The organism is Pseudomonas sp. D3, from assembly GCF_029320995.1.
In the GTDB taxonomy this organism is placed as follows: domain Bacteria; phylum Pseudomonadota; class Gammaproteobacteria; order Pseudomonadales; family Pseudomonadaceae; genus Aquipseudomonas; species Aquipseudomonas paraveronii.
Genome location: NZ_CP119772.1, coordinates 2,448,553 through 2,469,911 on the forward strand (window position 1 = coordinate 2,448,553; position 21,359 = coordinate 2,469,911).

The 21,359-nt window shown below is 61.2% G+C and carries 18 protein-coding genes; 9 read left to right on the forward strand and 9 right to left on the reverse strand.

Annotation, left to right across the window (positions count from 1 at the left end):
• Nucleotides 1-63 precede the first annotated feature (63 nt).
• From P3S72_RS11345 to P3S72_RS11355, 3 genes are all read right to left on the reverse strand, one after another.
• Nucleotides 64-2,013 carry a DNA topoisomerase III gene (locus P3S72_RS11345; RefSeq protein ID WP_276197390.1) on the reverse strand — a complete coding sequence of 650 codons (1,950 nt, stop codon included), beginning with the start codon at nucleotides 2,011-2,013 and terminating at the stop codon, nucleotides 64-66.
• A 222-nt stretch (nucleotides 2,014-2,235) separates the two neighbouring features.
• Nucleotides 2,236-3,858 (reverse strand): MFS transporter, encoded by a 1,623-nt coding sequence (locus tag P3S72_RS11350; RefSeq protein WP_276197391.1) that lies wholly within the window; start codon nucleotides 3,856-3,858, stop codon nucleotides 2,236-2,238.
• Between the two features lie 65 nt (nucleotides 3,859-3,923).
• Nucleotides 3,924-5,570: a GMC family oxidoreductase N-terminal domain-containing protein gene (locus P3S72_RS11355; protein ID WP_247398222.1), complete on the reverse strand. Its 1,647-nt coding sequence runs from the start codon at nucleotides 5,568-5,570 to the stop codon at nucleotides 3,924-3,926.
• A 129-nt stretch (nucleotides 5,571-5,699) separates the two neighbouring features.
• Between P3S72_RS11355 and P3S72_RS11360 the strand changes: the two genes are divergently transcribed.
• The gene (locus P3S72_RS11360) at nucleotides 5,700-6,593 is read left to right on the forward strand and encodes a LysR family transcriptional regulator (protein WP_247398224.1); all 894 of its coding nucleotides are present in this window, start codon (nucleotides 5,700-5,702) and stop codon (nucleotides 6,591-6,593) included.
• Between the two features lie 133 nt (nucleotides 6,594-6,726).
• On the opposite strand, the gene P3S72_RS11365 is transcribed toward P3S72_RS11360, so the two are convergent.
• The 3 genes from P3S72_RS11365 to P3S72_RS11375 are packed head-to-tail and all read right to left on the reverse strand — an operon-like array spanning nucleotide 6,727 to nucleotide 9,758.
• Entirely contained in the window at nucleotides 6,727-7,824 is a 1,098-nt protein-coding gene (locus P3S72_RS11365; protein ID WP_276197392.1) for a DNA alkylation repair protein, read from the reverse strand.
• An 18-nt stretch (nucleotides 7,825-7,842) separates the two neighbouring features.
• The gene (locus P3S72_RS11370) at nucleotides 7,843-9,189 is read right to left on the reverse strand and encodes a glutamine synthetase family protein (protein ID WP_276197393.1); all 1,347 of its coding nucleotides are present in this window, start codon (nucleotides 9,187-9,189) and stop codon (nucleotides 7,843-7,845) included.
• An 11-nt stretch (nucleotides 9,190-9,200) separates the two neighbouring features.
• Nucleotides 9,201-9,758 carry an XRE family transcriptional regulator gene (locus P3S72_RS11375; protein ID WP_247398230.1) on the reverse strand — a complete coding sequence of 186 codons (558 nt, stop codon included), beginning with the start codon at nucleotides 9,756-9,758 and terminating at the stop codon, nucleotides 9,201-9,203.
• A gap of 343 nt (nucleotides 9,759-10,101) precedes the next feature.
• On the opposite strand from P3S72_RS11375, the gene P3S72_RS11380 reads away from it, so the two are divergent.
• Together P3S72_RS11380 and P3S72_RS11385 are read left to right on the forward strand one after the other, a co-directional pair.
• The gene (locus P3S72_RS11380) at nucleotides 10,102-10,410 is read left to right on the forward strand and encodes an RcnB family protein (RefSeq protein WP_247398232.1); all 309 of its coding nucleotides are present in this window, start codon (nucleotides 10,102-10,104) and stop codon (nucleotides 10,408-10,410) included.
• Nucleotides 10,411-10,498: 88 nt separating this feature from the next.
• The gene (locus P3S72_RS11385) at nucleotides 10,499-11,692 is read left to right on the forward strand and encodes an MFS transporter (RefSeq protein ID WP_276197394.1); all 1,194 of its coding nucleotides are present in this window, start codon (nucleotides 10,499-10,501) and stop codon (nucleotides 11,690-11,692) included.
• Here P3S72_RS11385 and P3S72_RS11390 read toward each other — a convergent pair.
• On the reverse strand, nucleotides 11,655-11,927 hold the full coding sequence (locus P3S72_RS11390) for a DUF1652 domain-containing protein (RefSeq protein WP_247398235.1): 273 nt from the start codon (nucleotides 11,925-11,927) through the stop codon (nucleotides 11,655-11,657). The two genes, P3S72_RS11385 and P3S72_RS11390, sit on opposite strands and share 38 nt — an antisense overlap.
• A gap of 130 nt (nucleotides 11,928-12,057) precedes the next feature.
• On the reverse strand, nucleotides 12,058-13,554 hold the full coding sequence (locus P3S72_RS11395) for a helix-turn-helix transcriptional regulator (protein WP_276197395.1): 1,497 nt from the start codon (nucleotides 13,552-13,554) through the stop codon (nucleotides 12,058-12,060).
• Nucleotides 13,555-13,721: 167 nt separating this feature from the next.
• On the opposite strand from P3S72_RS11395, the gene P3S72_RS11400 reads away from it, so the two are divergent.
• Nucleotides 13,722-14,342 carry a transglycosylase SLT domain-containing protein gene (locus P3S72_RS11400; RefSeq protein WP_247398239.1) on the forward strand — a complete coding sequence of 207 codons (621 nt, stop codon included), beginning with the start codon at nucleotides 13,722-13,724 and terminating at the stop codon, nucleotides 14,340-14,342.
• A gap of 12 nt (nucleotides 14,343-14,354) precedes the next feature.
• On the opposite strand, the gene P3S72_RS11405 is transcribed toward P3S72_RS11400, so the two are convergent.
• The gene (locus P3S72_RS11405; RefSeq protein WP_276197396.1) at nucleotides 14,355-15,242 is read right to left on the reverse strand and encodes a nitrilase family protein; all 888 of its coding nucleotides are present in this window, start codon (nucleotides 15,240-15,242) and stop codon (nucleotides 14,355-14,357) included.
• A gap of 248 nt (nucleotides 15,243-15,490) precedes the next feature.
• On the opposite strand from P3S72_RS11405, the gene P3S72_RS11410 reads away from it, so the two are divergent.
• The 5 genes from P3S72_RS11410 (at nucleotide 15,491) to P3S72_RS11430 (ending at nucleotide 21,359) form a co-directional block, all read left to right on the forward strand.
• The gene (locus P3S72_RS11410; protein ID WP_276197397.1) at nucleotides 15,491-15,835 is read left to right on the forward strand and encodes an FKBP-type peptidyl-prolyl cis-trans isomerase; all 345 of its coding nucleotides are present in this window, start codon (nucleotides 15,491-15,493) and stop codon (nucleotides 15,833-15,835) included.
• Nucleotides 15,836-15,847: 12 nt separating this feature from the next.
• Nucleotides 15,848-16,447 (forward strand): GNAT family N-acetyltransferase, encoded by a 600-nt coding sequence (locus P3S72_RS11415; protein WP_276197398.1) that lies wholly within the window; start codon nucleotides 15,848-15,850, stop codon nucleotides 16,445-16,447.
• Between the two features lie 478 nt (nucleotides 16,448-16,925).
• Nucleotides 16,926-19,631, forward strand: a complete 2,706-nt coding sequence (gene mgtA, locus P3S72_RS11420) for a magnesium-translocating P-type ATPase (protein WP_276197399.1) — start codon at nucleotides 16,926-16,928, stop codon at nucleotides 19,629-19,631.
• Between the two features lie 84 nt (nucleotides 19,632-19,715).
• Nucleotides 19,716-20,432, forward strand: a complete 717-nt coding sequence (locus P3S72_RS11425) for an MgtC/SapB family protein (protein WP_276197400.1) — start codon at nucleotides 19,716-19,718, stop codon at nucleotides 20,430-20,432.
• Nucleotides 20,433-20,732: 300 nt separating this feature from the next.
• Nucleotides 20,733-21,359 (forward strand): response regulator transcription factor, encoded by a 627-nt coding sequence (locus P3S72_RS11430; protein WP_276197401.1) that lies wholly within the window; start codon nucleotides 20,733-20,735, stop codon nucleotides 21,357-21,359.

Here is a 21,359-nt window from a genome sequence, read left to right on the forward strand (position 1 = left end):
TAGCAAGGACCAAAGCGGCGTTAAACCCGTCAAAAAACGTCATACCCCGGATTTATTCATGGTTTACCCGGTACTTGTCGGCTTTTTCGCTCGCTTCGGGCTGGCCGCCGTCTTGCGGGGTGCGGCCGTGCGCTTCTTTTTCCACGGTGTGGCGCCGCGGCCTGCCGGGCTGGCAGGGCCGGTAATGGTCATGCGCATGCCGTTGCAGCGGGCCACTTGCTTGCTCATCCAGGCCGCTTGTTTGGCGACGAACTCTTCCAGGCTCATTTCGCCGCTTTGCACCATGTCCAGCGCCTGTTCCCAGATCGCGGTGGTGCCCGGGTCGGCGATGGCGCGGGGCACTGCATCGATCAGGCTGAACGCCGCCGGGGTGGCCGAGAGTGCCTTGCCGTTCTTCATCAGGTAGCCCCGGTCCAGCAGGCCCTGGATGATCCCGGCGCGGGTGGCTTCGGTGCCGATGCCGGTGGTGTCCTTGAGCTTTTGCTTGAGCAGCGGATCTTCCACCAGCTTGGCGACGTTTTTCATCGCCTTGATTAGGTCGCCTTCGGTGAAGGGTTTGGGCGGCTGGGTCCACAGGTCCTTGAGGTTGACCTTGGCGACGGCGTAATCCTGGCCCTGCACCAGTGCCGGCAGGGCTTGCGGTGCCGGCGCCTCACGGCCCTTGGCCGGTGCAAGGGCTTCGGGCAGCGCGCGCTTCCAGCCCGCTTCGATGACGACTTTGCCCACCGCGCGCAGCGCCTGGCCTGCACAGTCGAAATCCGCCTGGGTGCGATCATATTCATGGTTGGGCAGAAACTGCGCCAGGTAGCGCGCGCGAATCAGTGTGTAGACCGCCCGATGCTTGCCGGTGAGCTGCCCGACATCCTTGCCGGCGCCGGTGGGAATGATGCCATGGTGGGCGCTGACCTTGGCGTCGTTCCACGCCCGCGAGCGGCGTTGGGGATCGATATGCGGCATCAGTTCGTTGACCGCCGCGTCGGCACGGCCCAACGCGGCAAGGATCTTCGCCGCGTCGCCATGCTGACTCAAGGGCAGGTAGCCGCAATCGCTGCGTGGGTAGGTGATGGCCTTGTGGGTTTCGTAGAGCGATTGGGCGATGTCCAGGGTTTCCTGGGCGCCGAGGCCGAGCTTCTTCGAGCAGATTTCCTGCAGCGTACCCAGGTCGAAGGGCAGCGGGGCGACCTCGCGCATGCGTTCGGTGCGCAACTTCACCAGTCGCGCGCTGGCAGCGTGGGTCATGGCGTCGGCGGCGTCTCGGGCGAGTTGCGGGTTGAGGCAGCGGCCTTGATCGTCACAGGCGTCGTCGGTGGCGCGCCATTGGGCGGTGAAGGTCATGTGCGCGTGGCGCAGGTCGACATCGATGGCCCAGTAGGCCACCGGTACGAAATCGGCGATGCTGCGGTCACGGTCCACCACCAGGCGCAGGGTCGGGGTTTGCACGCGGCCCACCGGCAGCACGCCCTGGTAACCGGATTGACGGCCTAGCAAGGTAAACAGGCGGCTCATGTTCATGCCGATTAGCCAGTCGGCGCGGGAACGGCCCAGGGCCGAGTGGTACAGGCTGAAGGTTTCGGCGCCGGGTTTGAGCGCAGCCAGGGCCTTGCGAATGGAAGCGTCGTCCAGCGCCGACAGCCATAGCCGCTGGATCGGCCCGCGATAGCGGCAATGCTCCACCAGCTCGCGGGCGATCATTTCACCCTCACGGTCGGCGTCGGTGGCGATCACCAGCTCCTGGGCTTCGCCCAGCAGGCGCTTGACGGCCTTGAACTGGCTGGCGGTCTTGGGCTTGACCCGCATCTTCCATTTGTCCGGGATGATCGGCAGGTCGGCGAGCACCCAGCGCTTGTACTTGGCGTCGTAGGCATCGGGCGGGGCGGTTTCCAGCAGGTGGCCGATGCACCAGGTGACGGTCACCCCGTTGCCCAGCCAGCAACCGTCGCCACGGCGAGTGGCGCCGAGCACGGCCGCAATATCCTTGGCCTGGGAGGGTTTTTCACAGAGGAACAGCCGCATGGTCATCACATCAGATCGGGTTGATGCCTTGCAGGATGCGGAGTCCGAGGGATTTGAGCAACCATTATCTGTATGGATGTACAGCAATTTGTGTGGCGCCGCAGAACAGATGTGGGAGGGGGCTTGCTCCCGATGGCGACCTATCAGTCAATGCAAAGATAACTGAAGCCATCGGGAGCAAGCCCCCTCCCACAGGGGACCTACGGTGTTCAGGAGGTCGGGTCAGTTGTTATCGATATCCACGTGCCGCGTTTCCTTGAGGCAGAACATCCCGACAATCAGGCTCACCCCGGTCACCACCACCGGATACCACAAGCCGTAGAAGATATCGCCGGTGTACACCACCAGGGCAAACGACACGGTCGGCAGGAACCCGCCAAACCAGCCGTTGCCGATGTGGTAGGGCAGGGACATCGAGGTGTAGCGGATGCGTGTCGGGAACAGTTCAACCATCAGCGCCGCCAGCGGGCCGTAGCACATGGCCGCGATCAGGATCAGCACAACGATCAGCACCACCACCATCACCTTGTTGACCTGGGCCACATCCGCCGATGTCGGGTAGCCGGCCAGGGTCACGGCAGCGCGCAGGGCCGCCTCGTCAAAGCCATCGATGCGCACGTCGCCCACGCTCACCTGCACCGGGCTGCTCGCAGGGGCGGCGGCGCTGCTGTAGGGCAGGCCTTGCTTGACCAGGAAGGTTTTGACCTTGTCGCACGGGCTATCAAAACGCGCCTTGCCCACCGGGTCGAACTGGAAGGTGCAGGTGGCCGGGTCGGCCAGCACGGTGATCGGCGCTTGGCGGCTGGCCTGGTCCATCGCCGGGTTGGTGTAGTGCGCCAGGCCCTTGAAGATCGGGAAGTACAGCGCGGTCGCCAGCAGCAGGCCGAGCATCAGCACCGGCTTGCGCCCGACCTTGTCCGACAGCCAGCCGAAGAAGATAAAGAACGGTGCCCCAATCACCACGCTGATGATGAGCAGCATATTGGCCAGGGCCGGGTCCATCTTCAGGAACTGCGTGAGGAAGAACAGCACATAGAACTGTGCCGCGTAAAAGGTCACCGCTTGTCCGCCGTTGATGCTGAACAGCGCAATCAGCACCACCTTGAGGTTTTCCCACTTGCCGAAGGATTCGCGGATCGGTGCCTTGCTGGCCTTGCCTTCCTCTTTCATTTTCAGGAACGCCGGCGATTCATGCAGGCTCATGCGAATCCAGGTGGAAATGCCCAGCAATACGATGGAAAACAGGAACGGAATGCGCCAGCCCCACACTTCGAACTGGTCACCGGTGAAGTAGCGGCAGGCCAGCACCACCAGCAATGACAGCAGCAACCCCAGGGTAGCGGTGGATTGAATCCAACTGGTGTGCAGGCCGCGCTTGCCGGCGGGGGCGTGTTCGGCCACGTAGGTGGCTGCGCCGCCGTATTCACCGCCCAGCGCCAGGCCTTGCAGCATGCGCAGGGCGATCAGAATGACCGGCGCGGCAATACCGATGCTGGCATACGTCGGCAACAGGCCGACACAGAACGTCGCCACGCCCATCAGGATGATGGTCACGAGGAACGTGTACTTGCGCCCGATCATGTCGCCCAGGCGACCAAACACCAGTGCACCGAACGGGCGCACCACAAAGCCGGCCGCGAAGGCCATCAAGGCAAAGATAAACGCCGTGGTGTCGTTGACCCCGGCAAAGAATTGTTTGCTGATCACCGCCGCGAGGGCGCCATAGAGGAAAAAGTCATACCACTCGAACACCGTCCCCAAGGACGAGGCGAAGATGACTTTTCTCGATTCGCTACCGGTGCTCGCGCTGACCGCCGAGCTCAGGGTTTGAGCATGTTCTGACATCGGGTATCCCTCACAGTGATTATTTATTGTTGTTCCACTGTCGGCGCCAGGTGTGGCGCCGCTATTCAGATTGCATGGACCAGTTCTCTCTCCGGGGCAAGGCTCCTTGTGTTCGGCGAAAGGATCAGTTGCGCGGCTTTCTCCGCGATCATCAGCGTGGGTGAGCAGGTATTGCCGGACGTGATGCGGGGCATGATCGAGGCATCGGCGATGCGCAGCCCCGGCACGCCGTGGACCCGCAGTTGCGCGTCGACCACCGCGTCCTGGTCACTGCCCATGCGGCAGGTGCCCACCGGATGGAAAATCGTCGTGCCGATGCGCGCTGCGGCTTCGTGCAGTTGCTCTTCGGTTTGCAGTGCATCGCCGGGCAAGTATTCCACCGGTTTGAACGGGCTCAGGGCCGGCGCGGCGACGATGCGTCGAGTCAGGCGAATCGCATCGGCGGCCACCCGCAGGTCTTGCGGATGGCTGAGATAATTGGGCTGGATCAGCGGCGCATCCGCCGGGTTGGCCGAGCGAATATCGACACGCCCACGGCTTTGCGGGCGCAGGTCGCAAACCGACGCGGTAAACGCCGGGAACGCGTGCAACGGCTCGCCAAAGCGCTCCAGGGACAGCGGTTGCACATGGTATTCAAGGTTGGCCGAGGTGTGTTCCGGGCCCGAGCGGGCAAACGCGCCGAGCTGGCTGGGCGCCATCGACAGCGGGCCGCTGCGGTCATACAGGTAGCGCAGGCCCATGCCCATCTTGCCCCACACGGAGCCCGCGATCTGGTTCAGGGTGCGCGCGTTTTCCAGCTTGTAGATCAGCCGCAGTTGCAGGTGGTCCTGCAGGTTGCCGCCGACGCCCGGCAGTTCATGCAACACATCAATGCCGAGCGGTTTGAGCACGTTGGCCGGGCCAATCCCCGAGCGCTGCAGAATGCCAGGCGAACCCACCGCGCCTGCGCACAACACGATTTCCTTGCGCGCCTTCCAACTGAGCTGTTGGCCGTGCTGACGCCCGAGCACTGCCGAGGCGCGGCCGTTCTCCAGCAATACGCGGTCGACTTCCACGTCGGTCAACACGGTCAGGTTCGGCCGCCGGCGGATCGGCTTGAGGAACGCCTTGGCCGCATTCCAGCGCACGCCGGCCTTCTGGTTGACCTGGAAGTAACCGCAGCCTTCGTTATCGCCCTGGTTGAAGTCGCTGATGTTGGCGATGCCGCTTTGGGCCGCAGCCTCACGGAAGGCATCCAGAATCGGCCACGACAGCCGTTGTTGTTCAACCCGCCATTCGCCGCCGTCGCTGTGAAATTCCGAACCGCCGGCAAAATGGTTTTCGCTTTGCTTGAACAGCGGCAGCACGTCTTTCCACGCCCAGCCGGCGTTACCTTCGGCTGCCCAGCCGTCGTAATCCTGGGCCTGGCCGCGCATGTAGATCATGCCGTTGATCGACGAACAACCGCCGAGCACCTTGCCCCGTGGGTAACTCAGGGCACGGCCTTGCAGGCCGGCTTGGGCTTCAGTCTTGAAGCACCAATCGGTGCGTGGGTTGCCGATGCAGAACAGGTAGCCGACGGGGATATGAATCCAGGGGTAGTTGTCGCGTCCACCGGCTTCAAGCAACAGCACACGGTGGGCGGGGTTGGCGGACAGTCGATTGGCCAGCAGGCAGCCTGCGGGGCCGGCGCCTACGACGATGTAATCGTATTCAGCAGTTGCAGTGGGCATCTGAGGTCTCGCTTGTTTTTCTTATTGGCTCCATCCTAGTTGTTAGTTTTCGTCTTAAAAATGTTAGTTTTTACCCAGCCGCTGTGCGTTTTTAAATAGTGCGGCCCAGGCTCACGGATTGGAGGCGCTATGTTCGACTGGAATGACCTGCGGTATTTTCTCGAGTTGCAGCGCAGCGGCCGCCTGCTCACCGCCGCGCAACGCCTGAAAACCACCCACGCCACCGTGGCGCGGCATATCGAGGCCATTGAGAAAAGCCTCGGCACCGCGTTGTTCGTGCAGCACGCCCACGGCTATGAGTTGACGCCGTCCGGCGAGGCCCTGCTCAAACATGCCGAAGCCATGGAAAACGTCGCGCTGCTGGCCGAAGACGAACTGACCCACACCGCCGCACCCCTGGGCAAGATCCGCCTGGGCGTGGCCGAAGGGCTGGGCGTGATGTTTCTCGCCAGCCGCATGGGCGGGTTGTTTGAGCGCTATCCGGGGTTGGAAGTGGAGCTGGTGGCCGTGCCGCGTTTCGTCAGCATCCTCAACCGCGAAGCCGAAATCAGCATCCACCTCGAACGTCCCAGCGTCGATCAACTGGTCACGCGCAAACTCACCGACTATCGCCTGGCGCTCTACGCCAGCCGCGCTTATCTGGCGCGCAATCCGCCGATTGAAAAACGTGAAGACCTCGCCGGCCATGCCTGGATCGATTACGTCGATGACCTGCTGTTCAGCCAGGAACTGAAATTCCTCAGCAGTTTCTGTCGCAACCCCAAGGTGGTGTTCCACAGCACCAGTGTGATCGCCCAGCACCAGGCAGCACGTTCCGGCCTGGGGATTGCTGTGTTGCCGTGCTTTATGGCGGCCAGTGACACGGAGTTGGTGTCGTTGCTGCCGGGGGAGGGGATTGAGCGCAGTTATTGGATCAGCTCGCGCAGGGAACTGCACAAGTCGGTGCGGCTGCGGGTGCTGTGGGATTACGTAGTGGAGTTGTGCGCGCGTGAGCAGCCGCTGTTGCTCGGCGAGTCCACCTGAAGAAACCGGATCAAAAATGTGCGAGGGGGCTTGCTCCCGATAGCAGTGTGTCAGCCAAAACATGCATGACTTCATCACCGCTATCGGGGCAAGCCCCCTCCCACATTGGATCTGTGGTGTTGCTTGAACTGAGTCAGTCGCGCAGTTCGAATTCCGCACTGCCCAACCGTTCCCCATTCACCAGCACATGCACCGCGTGCTTGCCGGGGTAGTGCTTGCGCGTGGTCAGTTCACGGATATGTTGTTCGCGGCTGATGCGCTGGTGCTCGCCTGCGCCAAGGGTAAAGGCCTTGAGCTTGAACACTTTGGCCGCGCTGTGGCCGGCGCTTTTTACATAGTCGATGGCGTAGTCCACCACCAGTTTCTGTGGCGCAGCGGCGGTGGATTCGAGGCTGAAGGTCAGGTTGATCCGCTCCCCCAGTTTGATCACCGCCGGGGTGACGCGCAGGTGATGAATCTTGACCTCGGCCTTGGCTCCTGCGCCGATGATCGTCAGCGCGCGGGTGTTGCCTTGCTTGATCAAGCTGCGCAGCGCATGGCGCGCGATCCACGCAGTGTGCGGGTTATCCAGCGACCAGCCTTCGATCAGGCTGAGCACCCAATCGGGGTGGTCCTTGGTGATGTCGTTGAGGTGGTTGGCCACGGACTTGCGCACATACAGGCTGCTGTCGGCCTTGAGGCTGTCGAGGATCGACGCGCACAGCGCGGGGTTGGCCTGCACGTCGGCCAGGCGAAATGACCACGGCAGTCGCGGTCGCGAGCCTTCGCTGGCGAGGCGGCGCACGTGGTCGTTGTCATCCAGCGACCACTCTTGCATCACTGCCAGGGTGCGTTGGAAGTCGTGCAGCAAGAAGTGCCGGATCGCGAATTCGGAGGAACCAAAGGTCGTGAAGTATTTGAGTGCAGCCATGGAACGCTCGAAGTCATCCCGGCCATGACTCGCCACGTAGTGCGGCAGGAACAGGCTGACAAACCCGCTGTTCAAGCGCGGTGCGAGCGCATAGAGCAGCTTGAGGGTCTGCGGGTAGTCCAGCGGGATCACCGCATGCAGGCTGTCGCTGACCCGCGCCATGCGCTGCATCACCGACAACTCGGCCAGCCCGGCCTTGGCGTGCTTGAGAAACCCATTGGCGTCGAACGCCGGGTACACCGCCGTCATCTCGGTGGCGATGTGTTGCAGGCGTTCGAGGTTGAAGATTTCCTTGAGGGCCGGGGCGCTTTGGTCGGTCATCGGTGATTCCATGGGGGGTTAGAGAAACCAGCGGTATTCCCGCGTGTTGATCTCCTGTTGAAACGCCAAGTGGTCCTGGCGTTTGTTCTCGCAGTACACGTCGACAAATTCTGCGCCCAGCTTATCGCGCAATACCGCTTGATGTTGCATGGCGCGCACGGCCTCGAGCATTTCCAGGGGGAAGTCGCTGCCGCTGTTGCGGTCATCATTGAGTGGGGCGATGGGTTCGCGCTGGGCTTCAAGCCCGTGCTCCAACCCCGCTAGAATCGCCGCCAACACCAGATAGGGGTTGGCATCGGCGCTGGCCAGGCGGTGTTCGATGCGCAGGTTGCGCGGGTCGGATTCCGGGATGCGCACGCACGCATCGCGGTCTTCAAAGCCCCAGCTCGCACGGGTGGCCGCGTTGACCGTACCACCCAGGCGGCGGAAGGCGTTGTGGTTCGGCGAGAAGATCGGCATGCAGTGCGGCAGCAGCTCCAGGCAACCGGCGACGGCGTGGCGCAGGGGCTGCTGTTGATGGGCGGCGAGCAAGTTGTTGCCGGCGCCGTCGTACAGGCTGACATGCACGTGCATGCCGCTGCCGGGGAATTGCAGGTAGGGCTTGGCCATGAAGCTGGCGCGGTAGCCGTGTTTTAGCGCCACGCCACGGGTGCTGCGGCAGAACAGGGCGGCCCAGTCGGCGGCGCGCAGGCCATCGTCCAAGTGGCCGAAGTTGATCTCGAACTGGCCGGGGCCGAGTTCGGCGGTGATCACCGTGATGTCGATGCCTTGGTCCTTGGCGGTTTGTGCCATATCGTCGAGTACCTCGCTGAAGCGCGACAGTCGCTCGATATGCAGGTTGGGCTGGTCGTCGGCGTCCTCACTCAACGGGTCGCGGGCGAATTGCGGCAGGCCGTTGTCGAGCTTCTTGTCGAACAGGTAAAACTCCAGTTCGAAGGCCACCACCGGATGAATGCCCTTGTGGTGCAGGCGTTCCAGGACCTTGGCCAACACTTCTCGCGGTTCGAATTCGATAGGCGCTTGCGTGCCGTCCGAGGTGATCAGCATCTGGCCCAGTGGCTGCGATTCCCAGCTCACTGGTGTGAGCGTGCCCGGCACCAGGCGGCGGTTGGCGTCGGGGTCGCCGTCGTTGAAGCAGTAGTCACCGATCTTGAACAAGCCGCCCTGAACCCCCAGCAGCACGGCGTTCTGCGGCAGCTTCAACGGGCCGCCAGCGGCGACTTTTTCCAGCATCTCCACCGGGTAGCGCTTGCCGTAGAAATGCCCGGGGATGTCCAGGGCGATCAGGTCAACGTAACGCACGTCGGGGTGGTTCTGGCGAAAGCTCCGTACTTCGGCCAGCAGCGTGGAGGAATGGCTTTTCACGGGTGTAGCTCCTAGTTGTAAACCCACAGCACGCGGGCGGGCAGTTCGGTCAGGTTGGCGTAGCGGCAGCGGGCGAAACTGGCCAGGTGGAAACTGTCGCCTTGGCGCAGGGTGACCGAATCGGCTTCACCTTCCCGCCACAGCGTCAACTCACCCTCCAGTACAAAACCGGCCTGCTCGGCGCGGTCGCTCATGGTCTGCTCACCGCTGTTGGCGCCGGGGGCCAACAGGCTGTCGAGCATCGAAAATGCGCCGTTCATACTGGGGGAGACCAGGATGTCGGTGATGCCATTGGCGTAATACACCGTGCGCCGCTCGTTGGGGCGCGTCACCCAGTTGATGGCCTTGGGCTTGCTCAGGCTGTAGAAGTAGGTGGTGGGCACGTCAAGGGCGTGGCTGATGGCGGTCAGGTCCGCCACTGTCGGGCGTGACAGGCCGCGTTCGACCTGAGACAGGAAGCCCACCGAACGCTCGATCTTTTGTGCCAATTGCGCGAGGGTGAGTTTCTTGTACTTGCGCAGGTCGTGGATCAGGATCGCGAGGGCTTCGAGTTCTTCTTGCTGGTTCATGAAATTTATTTCGTTAAATTTCATGAAAAATTACATGAATATTTTCACGATGGCAATGGGTGATGGCGTTGGGCAGCATTTATTCGCACTGGCGCAGGCGCTGCGGCGAACACCTTGTGGCGAGGGAGCTTGCTCCCGTTGGGCAGCGAAGCTGGCCTCATCCATTCATCGCGTTTGTCCGGGTGGTTCGGGGTCGGGCCTTTTGGAGCTGCTGCGCAGCCCAGCGGGAGCAAGCGCCCTCGCCACAGGGTGCGGGGGAAGCCAAGAGGTCGGCTTTGGGCTGAATGATTCCACACGCCTGCGGTCGGAACCTGGGTACGCCTCATTACTTGAAGGAGCACCCATGAAGTCCAAATCCCTCGTCGCCTGCCTGCTGGTCGCTGCCAGCCTGTCCACCGCCAGCGTTGTCGTGCAGGCCGGTGATACCCCGCAGGAAACCGTGCAGCCTTCCAACATCAATGCCCGTGACTTGAAAGAGGGCGACCGTGCGCCGGATATGCTGATGCGCAAGGAGTTGGCGGTCAGTGACTGGAAAAAACGCGGCTTGAAGCAGCCCGAAGAGGACAGCCAATGGGCCCGTGTCGGCAATAGGTTTGTGCTGCTCAAAACCACCAACGGCACCATCCTCGAGATCACCCCGGTCACGCAATAATCCGCTGGAAACGCCTGCTTTTTTTCAGGTTCCTGGGGTAAGGTAACCGGCTGCAATGGTCGCGTTACCTTAATGGAATGAGAGCAGGATGCTTGCCACACTAAGACACTACCCCCGCACCGTGAACCTGTTGCTGTCCGCCACGTTGATGCTGACGCTGGCCAAGGCAATCACCTTTCCGTACCTGGTTATCTACCTCACCCGACACTTTGCCCTGGACATCATCCAGGTCGGCCTGGTGATCGGCAGTTCGCTGATCGTCGGATCGTTGCTCAGCGTGTACGGCGGGTTTCTCGTCGATCGCATCAGCAGCTATCGGTTGCTGCTGGGCTTGAGCGCGCTGTTTGTGGTGGGCTTTATCGGCACGCTGCTCGCGCAGAATATCTGGGCGTTCTATGGCTGCCTGATCTTGATCAACCTGGCTTACGCGGTCATCGATATTGCGATCAAAGCCGGCTTTGCCAGCCTCCTGCCGGAAGACGGGCGCAGTGAAGTGTTTTCCATCAAGTACACCCTGACCAATATCGGCTATGCGCTGGGACCGTTCTTTGGCGCGATGGTGGCCAAGCTGGATATCAGCTTGCCGTTTATGCTCTCGGCGCTGTTGGGGGCGGGGTTTTTCCTGGTGTACTGGCGCTGGGGCGATCGTGCGCTGGCCACTGTCGATACCACGCAAAAGCCGGTGTCGTTCCTAGCCGTCGGCCGCGTGCTGTTAAAGGATCGGCGGCTGGTGTGCTTCACCGTTGGCGGCTTGCTTAGTGCGGTGGTGTTCGGCCAGTTCACGGCTTATCTGTCGCAATACCTGGTGACCACCACCACTGCTGAATACACCTACAAGGTCATCAGCGCCGTGCTTACGACCAACGCGGTGTTGGTGATTGCCCTGCAATACGTGATCGGTCGCCGCATCTCGCACCGTTATCTGAGCCAGTGGCTGATCTTCGGCTTGAGCATGTTCATGCTGGGGTTGATCGGCTTTGCGCTGTCCACCAGCGTGCTGTGGTGGGTGCTGGCGATGGCGGTGTTTACCGTGGGGGAAATCGTCGTGTTTCCGGCCGAGTATATGTTTATCGACCGCATTGCCCCGGACCACCTGCGTGGCATGTATTACGGGGCGCAGAACCTGTCCAACCTCGGCGCCGCGCTGGGGCCGGTGCTGTGCGGGCTGGTGTTGTCCAGTCAGCCGGCTCCGTTCATGTTCTACATGCTGGGGGCGTTTATCATCGGTGGCGGGGTGTTCTATTTCATGGGTGCGAGGCTGAAGGCAAGTCATCCAGGGTGAGTTTGCCCAGGTGGTTGCTTTGCAACTCGTAGCGTAATTCTTCGACCATCTTGTCCACTTCTTGTGGGGTCTGCAGCTGTTTGTTGCTGATCCCTGTGACTACCAGGTCGACGCGGCCGGTTTCGGCGTCGAAGACTTTGAGGGTCAGCGAGGCGTCGCGGCACAAGGTGAATTCGCAGGTCAGCGGCGATAGGCCTTCTTCGATGCAATTTCGCAGTTGAGACAGGGTAAACATGCTAATTCCTTCCGGGTGTCGAGTAGGACGACACAGCCTCGAAACCCTGTGTCCACCTCCGGAAGGTTAAGCATTACACCGACATGCAATAAGGCGAATTCGCACTAGCCGCACTAGTGCATTTGCACGTTCAACGTTTGTTTTTAAGGCGCAATTCACCGGCGAACAGCCCGCGTTCACGGGCCCAGACGATCGCCGCACTGCGGCTATGCACCCCCAGTTTGGAATACACCGTGGCCACATGGTTGCGCACTGTGTTGGGCGCCAGCTTCAGGCGCGAGGCGATCTCTTTGTCGGCCAGGCCTTCGCAAATCAAACCCAGCACATCGCGCTCGCGCGCGGTGAGGTCGGTGAAGGCAATGCCCGGCACGTTGGGGCGGTTGACGCTTTTGGCGTTGGCCAGTTTTTCGATCAGGGTCTGGCTGAACCAGGAGGCGTCCTGCATCACTTCCTCGATGGCCGCCACCAGCTCCAGTTCCGAGCGTTTGCGTTCGGTGATGTTCATCAGTACCAGCAGGTAGCAGGGCACATCCTGGATGCTTACGGTATCGGCAGACACCACGCAGTCGATCACCTCATTGCCTTTCTTGCGCACCTTCAGATCCAGCCCGTCGAGGTTGCCGGCTTTTTTCAGGGTGGCGAACAACTGCGCGCAGGCCTGGGCGCTGTCGATGAAGTTGATGTCTTCGATGGCTTTGCCGATCAGCTCTTCGCTGGTGTAGCCTGTCATGTTCATGAAGGCTTCGTTGATATCCACCACTTGCTGGTTGGCGGCGCTGCACACCAGGGTCGGCACGGGCGAAAGGCGGAACGACTTGGCGAAGCGCTCCTCACTCTGGCGCAGGGCGATTTCCGCCTTGCGCCGAGGCTCCAGGTCGGTGAAGGAAAACAACATGCAGTCTTCCTCGTTCATGTCCAACGGCTGGCCGGCCACGATCACCAACTTGCTGCCGCCCTCGGGCAATCTCAATTCGGCCTGCATCTGCGGGATGGTTGCACCTTCGGCCAGGCGCTGGATGGCCAGGTCTTTGCGCTCGGCGTGTTCGAGTACGTCGAGTTCGTACACCGAACGGCCGATCACCTGGTCGCGGTTGAAGCCGGTCATCTCCAGAAAGCCCTGGTTGACCTTGATATAGCGCAGATCGCTGAGGCGGCAGATCACGGCGGGAGCGGGGTTGGCGTTGAACGTCTTCTCGAAGCGCTGCTCGGCGCTCGCCCATTCGGTGGCGTCGCTGAGGATCAACACCAGCAACTCCGGTTCACCGCGTGAATCGGTCAGCACCAGGCTGCGTAGGCGATGGACCCAACTGCGCTCACCGTCGCCGGTGGACGTGACTTCCACGACCACGTCGCTGAACTCTTCGCCGGCGGCCAAACGGCTGAGGGGGTAGCTGTCCAGCAACAGCGGGTGGTTATTGCGATAGCGCAAGGCGAACCGCTCGGCATACGCCTGATTGTTCGCGCCCAGGTGCTCGACCGCACTGACCCCGTGCATGCTCAGCGCCGCCTCGTTGGCCCAGAGGATGGTCTGGTCGACCTCGGCCAAGATCACCCCGTCGGACAACCCGGAGATGATCTGCTGCAATTGGCGGCGATTGGTTTCTTTGGCGAGGACGTCCTGGCTCATGGTTTCTCCGGGGAATGGGCACATGGGAGTTACGACACCCGGGCTTTGGGATAGTGCAGAGCAATTGTGCCGTGCGACCTGGCGCCCGTTGGCGAGGCTGTTTTTCCACCTGCCGCATTGAAGGCGTAAGATGCCGGCCTTTTTAGCGTATCCCGCAAAGGTGCATCTTGAGCGCAGGCAAAGCCGTCGGATTGTTAATACTCACTTCTCTACTGGCGGCCTGCGGCACCTCGCCGCCACGCACGCCCAACGACCTTTGCGGCATCTTTCGCGAAAAGGCGGACTGGTACGACGCCGCCCAAGTTACCCAAAAGCGCTGGGGTGTGCCGATCCAGTTACCGTTCGCCATCATGTACCAGGAGTCGGCCTTCCGGCAGGACGCCAAGGCCCCGCGTAACTACCTGTTGTGGATCATCCCCTGGGGCCGCGTCTCCACCGCCGCCGGCTACGCCCAGGCCAAGGATGAAGTGTGGAACGACTACCGCAAAAGCACCGGCCGCAGCGGTGCCAGTCGCCAGGACTTCGACGACGCCATCGACTTCGTCGGTTGGTACATGGACAAGACCTACACCCTCAACGGTGTGTACAAGTACGACGCCTACGGCCAATACCTGAATTACCACGAAGGCTGGGGCGGCTATCGCCAGCGCACCTACGCCGGCAAAGCCTGGCTACCTCCCGTGGCCAGCAAGGTGCAGGCCCGTTCGCAGTTGTATGCGCAGCAATATGCGGGCTGCAAGAATGACTTGGGGCGCGGGTTTTGGAGCCGGTTTTGGCATTGGTTGTGAGGGCACTCGTGCTCAACGCGGTAATGCACGATGCTGCATGTAGCCGAGCATCTGATCGTACAGGTCAACCCGCCGATCCCTTTGCAGATCATTGAGGCTGTTCCAGATGGGCGCACTGCGCGCGGTGCTCAGGTCGATATCGGCGAACAGAATTTCCTGACGATTGGCGGATGCCACCTTGCCGATCGGCCACCCATTGGTCCCGGCAATCAACGAACACCCCAGGTAACGGGCATCGCGTTCTTCGCCGATTCGGCTGGCGGCGGCGATAAACACGTTATTGACGTGCGCAGCCGTCATCGTCAGGTAAGACGCCATGCACTTGCCGGCGTCGTCGAACAACGGAGGCGGCGTCCAGACCCAGTTGTTCAGGCTGCAAATGATATCGGCACCTTGCTGGCTCAGAATGCGCGGTACTTCGGGGAACCAGATGTCCCAGCAGATCAGCATGCCGATCCGGCCGATGGGTGTCTCAAAGACTGGAAAGCCCGTGCTTCCCGGGGTGAACCACAGCTTCTCGAGGTTCCATAGATGGGCCTTGCGGTACTTGCCGATAAAACCGCCCGGGCCCAGCAGCACCGCCGTATTGAATAATTGCATGCCGTCGATTTCGCTCAGGCCCGCCACCAGATAGACCTGGTACCTGCCGGCAAAGTCGATCCATGCCCGCATACTTGGACCGCCTGGTACCGCTTCGGCGTGATCGAACGCATCGTTGCGGTTGGAAAAAAAATAGCCGCAGTTGGAAAGCTCTGGCAGCACGATCAGATTGGCGCCGCCGTTCGCCGCCTCGGCTGCCAGCTCCAGGCTACGTCGCAGGTTTGCGGCACGGTGGTCCACACCGACCTGGGGATCGAATTGCACGACAGAAACACGTACAGGGCTTGTGGTTTGGTTCATTGCGGGTGACCTCTTTGGGTGGATACCGCCGGAGTGGCTGGTGCTCCATAAGAGGTGATCTGACGGGCGAGAGAAAATCGGGCGCTTCCGGTTGAGGTGTCAGCCGGCTCCCGAAAACCTGCGGTGCTTACTCGCTACAACGAGCCAGACCCTCGGGTTGCTGCGACATAGGATCGCCTGCGCAACTTGCCAACCCCCGCTAATTCTGGGAAAACCCAGCCTTTGCGCAGTCAACGAGAGTCCCCCCCATGAGCGACGAACAACTCCAGATCACCGACATCCGCCCAGGCACCGGCAAGGCCGTGGTCAAGGGTGCGTTGATCACCACCCAATACACCGGCACCCTGGAAGACGGCACGGTGTTCGATTCGTCTTGGGAACGGGGCAAGCCGTTTCAGTGTGTGATTGGAACGGGCCGCGTGATCAAGGGCTGGGATCAGGGGTTAATGGGCATGCAAGTCGGCGGCGTGCGCACATTGTTCGTGCCGGCGCACCTGGCGTATGGCGAGCGCTCGATGGGCGTGCATATCAAGCCCAACAGCCCTTTGCGCTTTGAAATTGAATTGTTGGAAGTGCTGACGCGCGATGATTGAGGGCGACTGAACATGGACGTTGATTTGCACGCGTTACCTGGCTGTTCCATCGAGGGCGTCGCGGTGGTTGAGCTGCTGGACGCTGATGAAGCCGAGCTGCAGGTTTTTTTTGAACGGTCGCCGGGTTACTTCCTGGCGGTGAACGGTGAACCGGCCACGCCGACCGAAGCTCGCGAGGAATTACAGAGCCAGTTGCCGGCAGGCTGGTGTTGCAGCCGGATGTATTGGCTGGGCTATCGCGATAGCGAACAGCAACTGGTTGGCGTGGTGAATATCGCGGCGGATTTGCTCGCGACCGGGGTGTGGCATATCGGCTTGTTGCTGGTGGATACGTGCCTGCATGGCAGCGGGCTGGCGCAGCGGCTGCATGCAGACCTCGAAGCGTGGGCCGTCACGCGGGGGGCCGAGTGGCTGCGCCTGACGGTGGTGGTTGGCAATCACAAGGCCGAGCGCTTCTGGCCCAAACTGGGCTATGTGCCAGTGCGTACTCGCGAGGGGATCAGGATGGGGCGGCAGCTCAATACGGTGTCGATTCAGGTCAAGGCGCTGGCGGGTGGGCAGGTGGATGATTACTTGAGGCAGGTGCCGCGAGATCGACCCGTTGCACCTTAGCTGCGGATATACCCCTCCCACATTTAAGCGTCGGAGGGCTTCAAGATAGGGGTTCCTGAACCCATCCTGAAGAATCCTTCTATTCATCATGTATGTACTTTCCTGCGGTTTACTCTCCTGTAGTCGGGGCGTAAGCTTCGCGCGTTTTCATCAATAGCGGAGACCCTCAGTGGGTACTTGTTCAAGTGACAGTTGTCGGCCGGTTTCGGTAACCGGCACAGACTTGGCAAGGTAACGCGCATTCTTTCGATGCCGTTGTCTCGCCAAACAGCGAGAAGCGGCATCCCGGCAGCGACCAGTTCTGGCGCCTGTCCTGATCCCCTCTCATCGACGCTGACCAGCACCTGATTCACCTCAGGCTGCTATGGACGCGCCTGCCTTTTTGCGGCAGGCGGGCCAGGCTGGCTGTGCCTTCTTAATTGGGCGCAGTGCCGTCGGCCGTACCTGCACGACGGTTTCCTCGCGCAGGAGTAACACCATGAACTTCACTCTGTTGAAAGAGTTCTTCGCCGGCTTCCTGCGGACCCGGCATATCGCCCGGCATTTCCGGCGCCTGGCACTGCTCGACAGCGTCACCGACGCCAGCGTCAGCCGCGAAGTCCCGCCGACCCTGGCGCAGACCCTGGTGGTCGCCGCCAACAGCAGCGCGGAGCAATTGCTGGGCACCCTGGGCAGTCATGCCGAAGGCTTGAACGCCCAGGAAGCCGACGCGCTACGGGAGCAATACGGCCTCAACGAAGTCGAGCATGAGCAGCCGCTGCCTTGGTGGGTCCACCTGTGGCACTGCTACAAAAACCCCTTCAACCTGCTGCTGACCTTGCTGGCGGTAATCTCCTGGCTGACCGAAGACATGAAGGCCGCCACGGTGATTTTTTCCATGGTGGTGCTGTCGACCCTGCTGCGGTTCTGGCAGGAGGCCAAGTCGAACAAGGCTGCCGACGCGCTCAAGGCCATGGTAAGCAACACCGCGACGGTGTTGCGTCGCGAGGCGGCCAAACCCATTGAACTGCCGATCAAGCAACTGGTGCCGGGCGACCTGGTCGTGCTGTCGGCCGGCGACATGATCCCCGCCGACTGCCGCGTGCTCAACGCCAAGGACCTGTTCGTCAGCCAGGCGGCAATGACCGGCGAATCGATGCCGGTGGAGAAGTTCGCCCAGCAGCAGGACGCCAAGACGCGCAACCCGCTGGACCTGGAAAACATCCTGTTCATGGGCACCAACGTGGTGTCCGGCGCGGCGACGGCGGTGATTCTGACCACCGGCAACAGCACCTATTTCGGCGCGCTGGCCCAGCGCGTCACCGCCACTGACCGTGCGACCACCTCGTTCCAGCATGGCGTCAACAAAGTCAGCTGGCTGCTGATCCGCTTCATGTTCGTGATGGCACCGCTGGTGCTGTTCATCAACGGTTTCACCAAGGGCGACTGGACCGAGGCGCTGCTGTTCGCGCTGTCGATTGCCGTGGGCCTGACCCCGGAAATGCTGCCGATGATCGTTACCTCGACGTTGGCCAAGGGCGCGGTGTTTCTGTCGCGCAAGAAGGTCATCGTCAAGCGCCTGGACGCGATCCAGAACTTCGGCGCCATGGACGTGCTGTGTACCGACAAGACCGGCACGCTGACCCAGGACAAGATTTTCCTGGCGCGCCATGTGGACGTATGGGGCGAAGAGTCCGACGATGTGCTGGAAATGGCCTACCTCAACAGTTACTACCAGACTGGCCTGAAAAACCTGCTGGACGTGGCGGTGCTGGAGCACGTGGAGGTGCATCGCGAGCTGAAAGTCGCCACCGCGTTCCAGAAGGTCGATGAGATTCCGTTCGACTTCAACCGTCGCCGGATGTCGGTGGTGGTGGCCGAGCAAGGCCAGCCGCACCTGTTGATCTGTAAAGGCGCGGTGGAGGAGATTCTGTCGGTGTGCGACCGGGTGCGCCACGGCGACACCAATGAAGCGCTGACCGATGAGTTGCTGGCGCGCATCCGCCAAGTGACCGCGGCCTTCAACGAAGAAGGCTTGCGGGTGGTCGCGGTCGCCGCGCAGCCGATGTCCGACGGGCGCGATACCTACAGCCTGGCGGATGAAAACAACCTGACCCTGATCGGTTACGTGGCCTTCCTTGATCCACCGAAGGAAAGCACTGCGCCTGCCCTCAAGGCCCTGAAGGCCCACGGCGTGGCCGTCAAAGTGTTGACGGGTGATAACGAACTGGTCACCGCCAAGATCTGCCGCGAAGTGGGCCTGGAGCAGCAAGGCCTGCTGATGGGCAACGACATCGAGGACATGAGCGACGCCGAGTTGGCCAAGGCCGTGGAAACCACAAATGTGTTCGCCAGGCTGACGCCGTCGCACAAGGAGCGCATCGTGCGCCTGCTCAAGGCCAACGGCCATGTGGTGGGCTTCATGGGTGACGGAATCAACGACGCACCGGCGCTGCGCACTGCCGATATCGGTATTTCAGTGGACAGCGCGGTGGACATCGCCAAGGAAGCGGCTGACATCATCCTGTTGGAAAAGAGCCTGATGATCCTAGAGGAGGGCGTGCTCGAAGGCCGGCGCACCTTCGCCAATATGCTCAAGTACATCAAAATGACCGCCAGCTCCAACTTCGGCAACGTGTTTTCGGTGTTGGTCGCCAGTGCGTTTATTCCGTTCCTGCCGATGCTGCCCATGCACCTGCTGGTGCAAAACCTGTTGTACGACATTTCGCAGATCGCGATTCCATTCGATCACGTCGATGAGGAAATGCTCGCCAAGCCGCAACGCTGGCAACCGGGGGATGTGGGCCGTTTCATGCTGTTCTTCGGGCCGATCAGTTCGATCTTCGACATCACCACGTTCGCACTCATGTGGTATGTGTTCGATGCCAACACGCCGGACCACCAGACCCTGTTCCAGTCGGGCTGGTTCGTGGTGGGGCTGCTGACCCAGACGCTGATCGTGCACATGATCCGCACCCCGAAAATCCCATTCCTGCAAAGCCGTGCGGCAATGCCGTTGATGGTGATGACGGGGGTGATCATGGCCGTGGGGATTTTCCTGCCGATGGGGCCGCTGGCGCACTACTTCAAACTGCAGGCGCTGCCGTCGCTGTACTTTGTGTTCCTGCCGGTGATTCTGTTGGGGTACATGGCGTTGACCCAGGCGGTGAAGGGCTACTACATCCGTAAGTTTGGCTGGCAATAACACGCTGTATCAAACGCACCTGGACCCGGCTCCCGGCGGGGCCAGGGGTGGTTTCAATTTGCCGCAGCATTCATGGAGTTTTTTATGCAGGCAATCAACAACATCAACCTCGACTCCCTGATCGATACCGTGGTCAGCCTTACTGCGGCGTTTATCCTCGGTGGCTTGATCGGCTTCGAGCGCCAGTACCGCCAGCGCACGGCGGGCTTGCGCACCAACGTGCTGGTCGCAGTCGGCGCGGCGATTTTCGTCGACATGGCCAACCGCCTGGGCGGCGCGGAAGGCGCGGTGCGGGTGGTCGCGTATGTGGTGTCGGGCATCGGCTTTCTGGGGGCGGGCGTGATCATGCGCGAAGAAGGCAATGTGCGCGGGCTCAACACCGCCGCCACCCTCTGGGCCTCGGCGGCGGTGGGCGCCTGTGCCGGTGCCGACCTGATCCTCGAAGCGCTGCTGGGCACGCTGTTTGTGCTGGCGGCCAACACGTTGCTGCGGCCGATCGTCAATAACATCAATCGTCAGCCGCTGGATGTGGTGTCAGCGGAGGTGACCAACATCCTCTATGTGATTGCACAGCGCAGCCAGCAACAGGCGGTCATGGTGTTGCTGGAAGCCGAGCTGGCGCGTAGCAACTACCCGGCCAGTGATGTCGATGTGCGACCGTTTGGCAGTGAAGAAGTGGAGATCGAAGCAACCCTGGTCGCCACGTCGGTGGACGGTGACGAACTGGACGCCCTGGTGGCGCGTATTTCCACCTCGAGTCTGGTGGTGCAGGCCTTCTGGAGCCCAAGTACCACCGACTGATCGACCCTTGCCAAGGCTAGCCCTGCCAAGGGTTGGCTATGCTCTAGAGAGGAAAAGTCCTACATGCAGTCAGGATTATCCCTTCACAAGAAACATCACCCCATTGCTAAGGTTGATCGCTGCGGCTTTGCGGCAGCGATGATATGGCTTCAAGTGTTCGTGGTGATTTTCAAAGGAAGGGACCAGGCACCCGCCTTCTGGCGATCTGAGGGGCAGTACCGTTCGTCGGAACTGTCAATTCTCACAGGTGGCTGGGTTCCGTGTGATGTGTCAGCGTACTTTGTCCTGTCAGGGGTTTTTATGAGCAAAGCGTTAATAGTGGATGACCACCCGTTTATCCGTGCCACTGTCAAATTTTTGTTGAAACAGGAAGGTTTTACTGAAATCGATGAGGCCGGTAATGGCGCGGATGCCGTGCAGAAGGCCCGGGAAGGGCGCCCGGACCTGGTGATTCTCGACCTGGCGATGCCCAAGTTGGGTGGTCTGGAGGTCATCAGTCGGATCAAGGCCTTGGGCCTGCCATGCAAGATCCTGGTGCTTACATCCTACTTGGCGGTGTTTTTTTCGACCCGTTGCATGCGGGCTGGCGCCATGGGGTTTGTCGCCAAGACCGGTGAGCTGGACGAGCTGCAAAAAGCAATCAAGGCCGTGATGTCCAACTACAGCTGCTTTCCCAGCCTGCCCACCAGTTCGGTGCGCCGCGATGATTTGCAAACGACCGAGTGCGAATTGGTGGCAGCCCTCTCGGATCGCGAGTTGACGGTGCTGCAGAAACTGGCCCTGGGCCTGGGCAACAAGGAAATCGCCGAAGACATGTTGCTGAGCCACAAAACCATCAGCACCTACAAGACTCGCCTCAAGGAGAAGTTGCGCATGTCGTCGGTGGTGCATTTATCCAAGTTCGCCCAGCGCAATCATCTGATCTGA

Bases quoted from the DNA above. Each gene is read 5' to 3' on its own strand.
- P3S72_RS11345 (WP_276197390.1), bottom strand. From the start codon at position 2,013: ATGCGGCTGTTCCTCTGTGAAAAACCCTCCCAGGCCAAGGATATTGCG.
- P3S72_RS11350 (WP_276197391.1), bottom strand. From the start codon at position 3,858: ATGTCAGAACATGCTCAAACCCTGAGCTCGGCGGTCAGCGCGAGCACC.
- P3S72_RS11355 (WP_247398222.1), bottom strand. From the start codon at position 5,570: ATGCCCACTGCAACTGCTGAATACGATTACATCGTCGTAGGCGCCGGC.
- P3S72_RS11360 (WP_247398224.1), top strand. From the start codon at position 5,700: ATGTTCGACTGGAATGACCTGCGGTATTTTCTCGAGTTGCAGCGCAGC.
- P3S72_RS11365 (WP_276197392.1), bottom strand. From the start codon at position 7,824: ATGACCGACCAAAGCGCCCCGGCCCTCAAGGAAATCTTCAACCTCGAA.
- P3S72_RS11375 (WP_247398230.1), bottom strand. From the start codon at position 9,758: ATGAACCAGCAAGAAGAACTCGAAGCCCTCGCGATCCTGATCCACGAC.
- P3S72_RS11380 (WP_247398232.1), top strand. From the start codon at position 10,102: ATGAAGTCCAAATCCCTCGTCGCCTGCCTGCTGGTCGCTGCCAGCCTG.
- P3S72_RS11385 (WP_276197394.1), top strand. From the start codon at position 10,499: ATGCTTGCCACACTAAGACACTACCCCCGCACCGTGAACCTGTTGCTG.
- P3S72_RS11390 (WP_247398235.1), bottom strand. From the start codon at position 11,927: ATGTTTACCCTGTCTCAACTGCGAAATTGCATCGAAGAAGGCCTATCG.
- P3S72_RS11395 (WP_276197395.1), bottom strand. From the start codon at position 13,554: ATGAGCCAGGACGTCCTCGCCAAAGAAACCAATCGCCGCCAATTGCAG.
- P3S72_RS11405 (WP_276197396.1), bottom strand. From the start codon at position 15,242: ATGAACCAAACCACAAGCCCTGTACGTGTTTCTGTCGTGCAATTCGAT.
- P3S72_RS11410 (WP_276197397.1), top strand. From the start codon at position 15,491: ATGAGCGACGAACAACTCCAGATCACCGACATCCGCCCAGGCACCGGC.
- P3S72_RS11415 (WP_276197398.1), top strand. From the start codon at position 15,848: ATGGACGTTGATTTGCACGCGTTACCTGGCTGTTCCATCGAGGGCGTC.
- mgtA (WP_276197399.1), top strand. From the start codon at position 16,926: ATGAACTTCACTCTGTTGAAAGAGTTCTTCGCCGGCTTCCTGCGGACC.
- P3S72_RS11425 (WP_276197400.1), top strand. From the start codon at position 19,716: ATGCAGGCAATCAACAACATCAACCTCGACTCCCTGATCGATACCGTG.
- P3S72_RS11430 (WP_276197401.1), top strand. From the start codon at position 20,733: ATGAGCAAAGCGTTAATAGTGGATGACCACCCGTTTATCCGTGCCACT.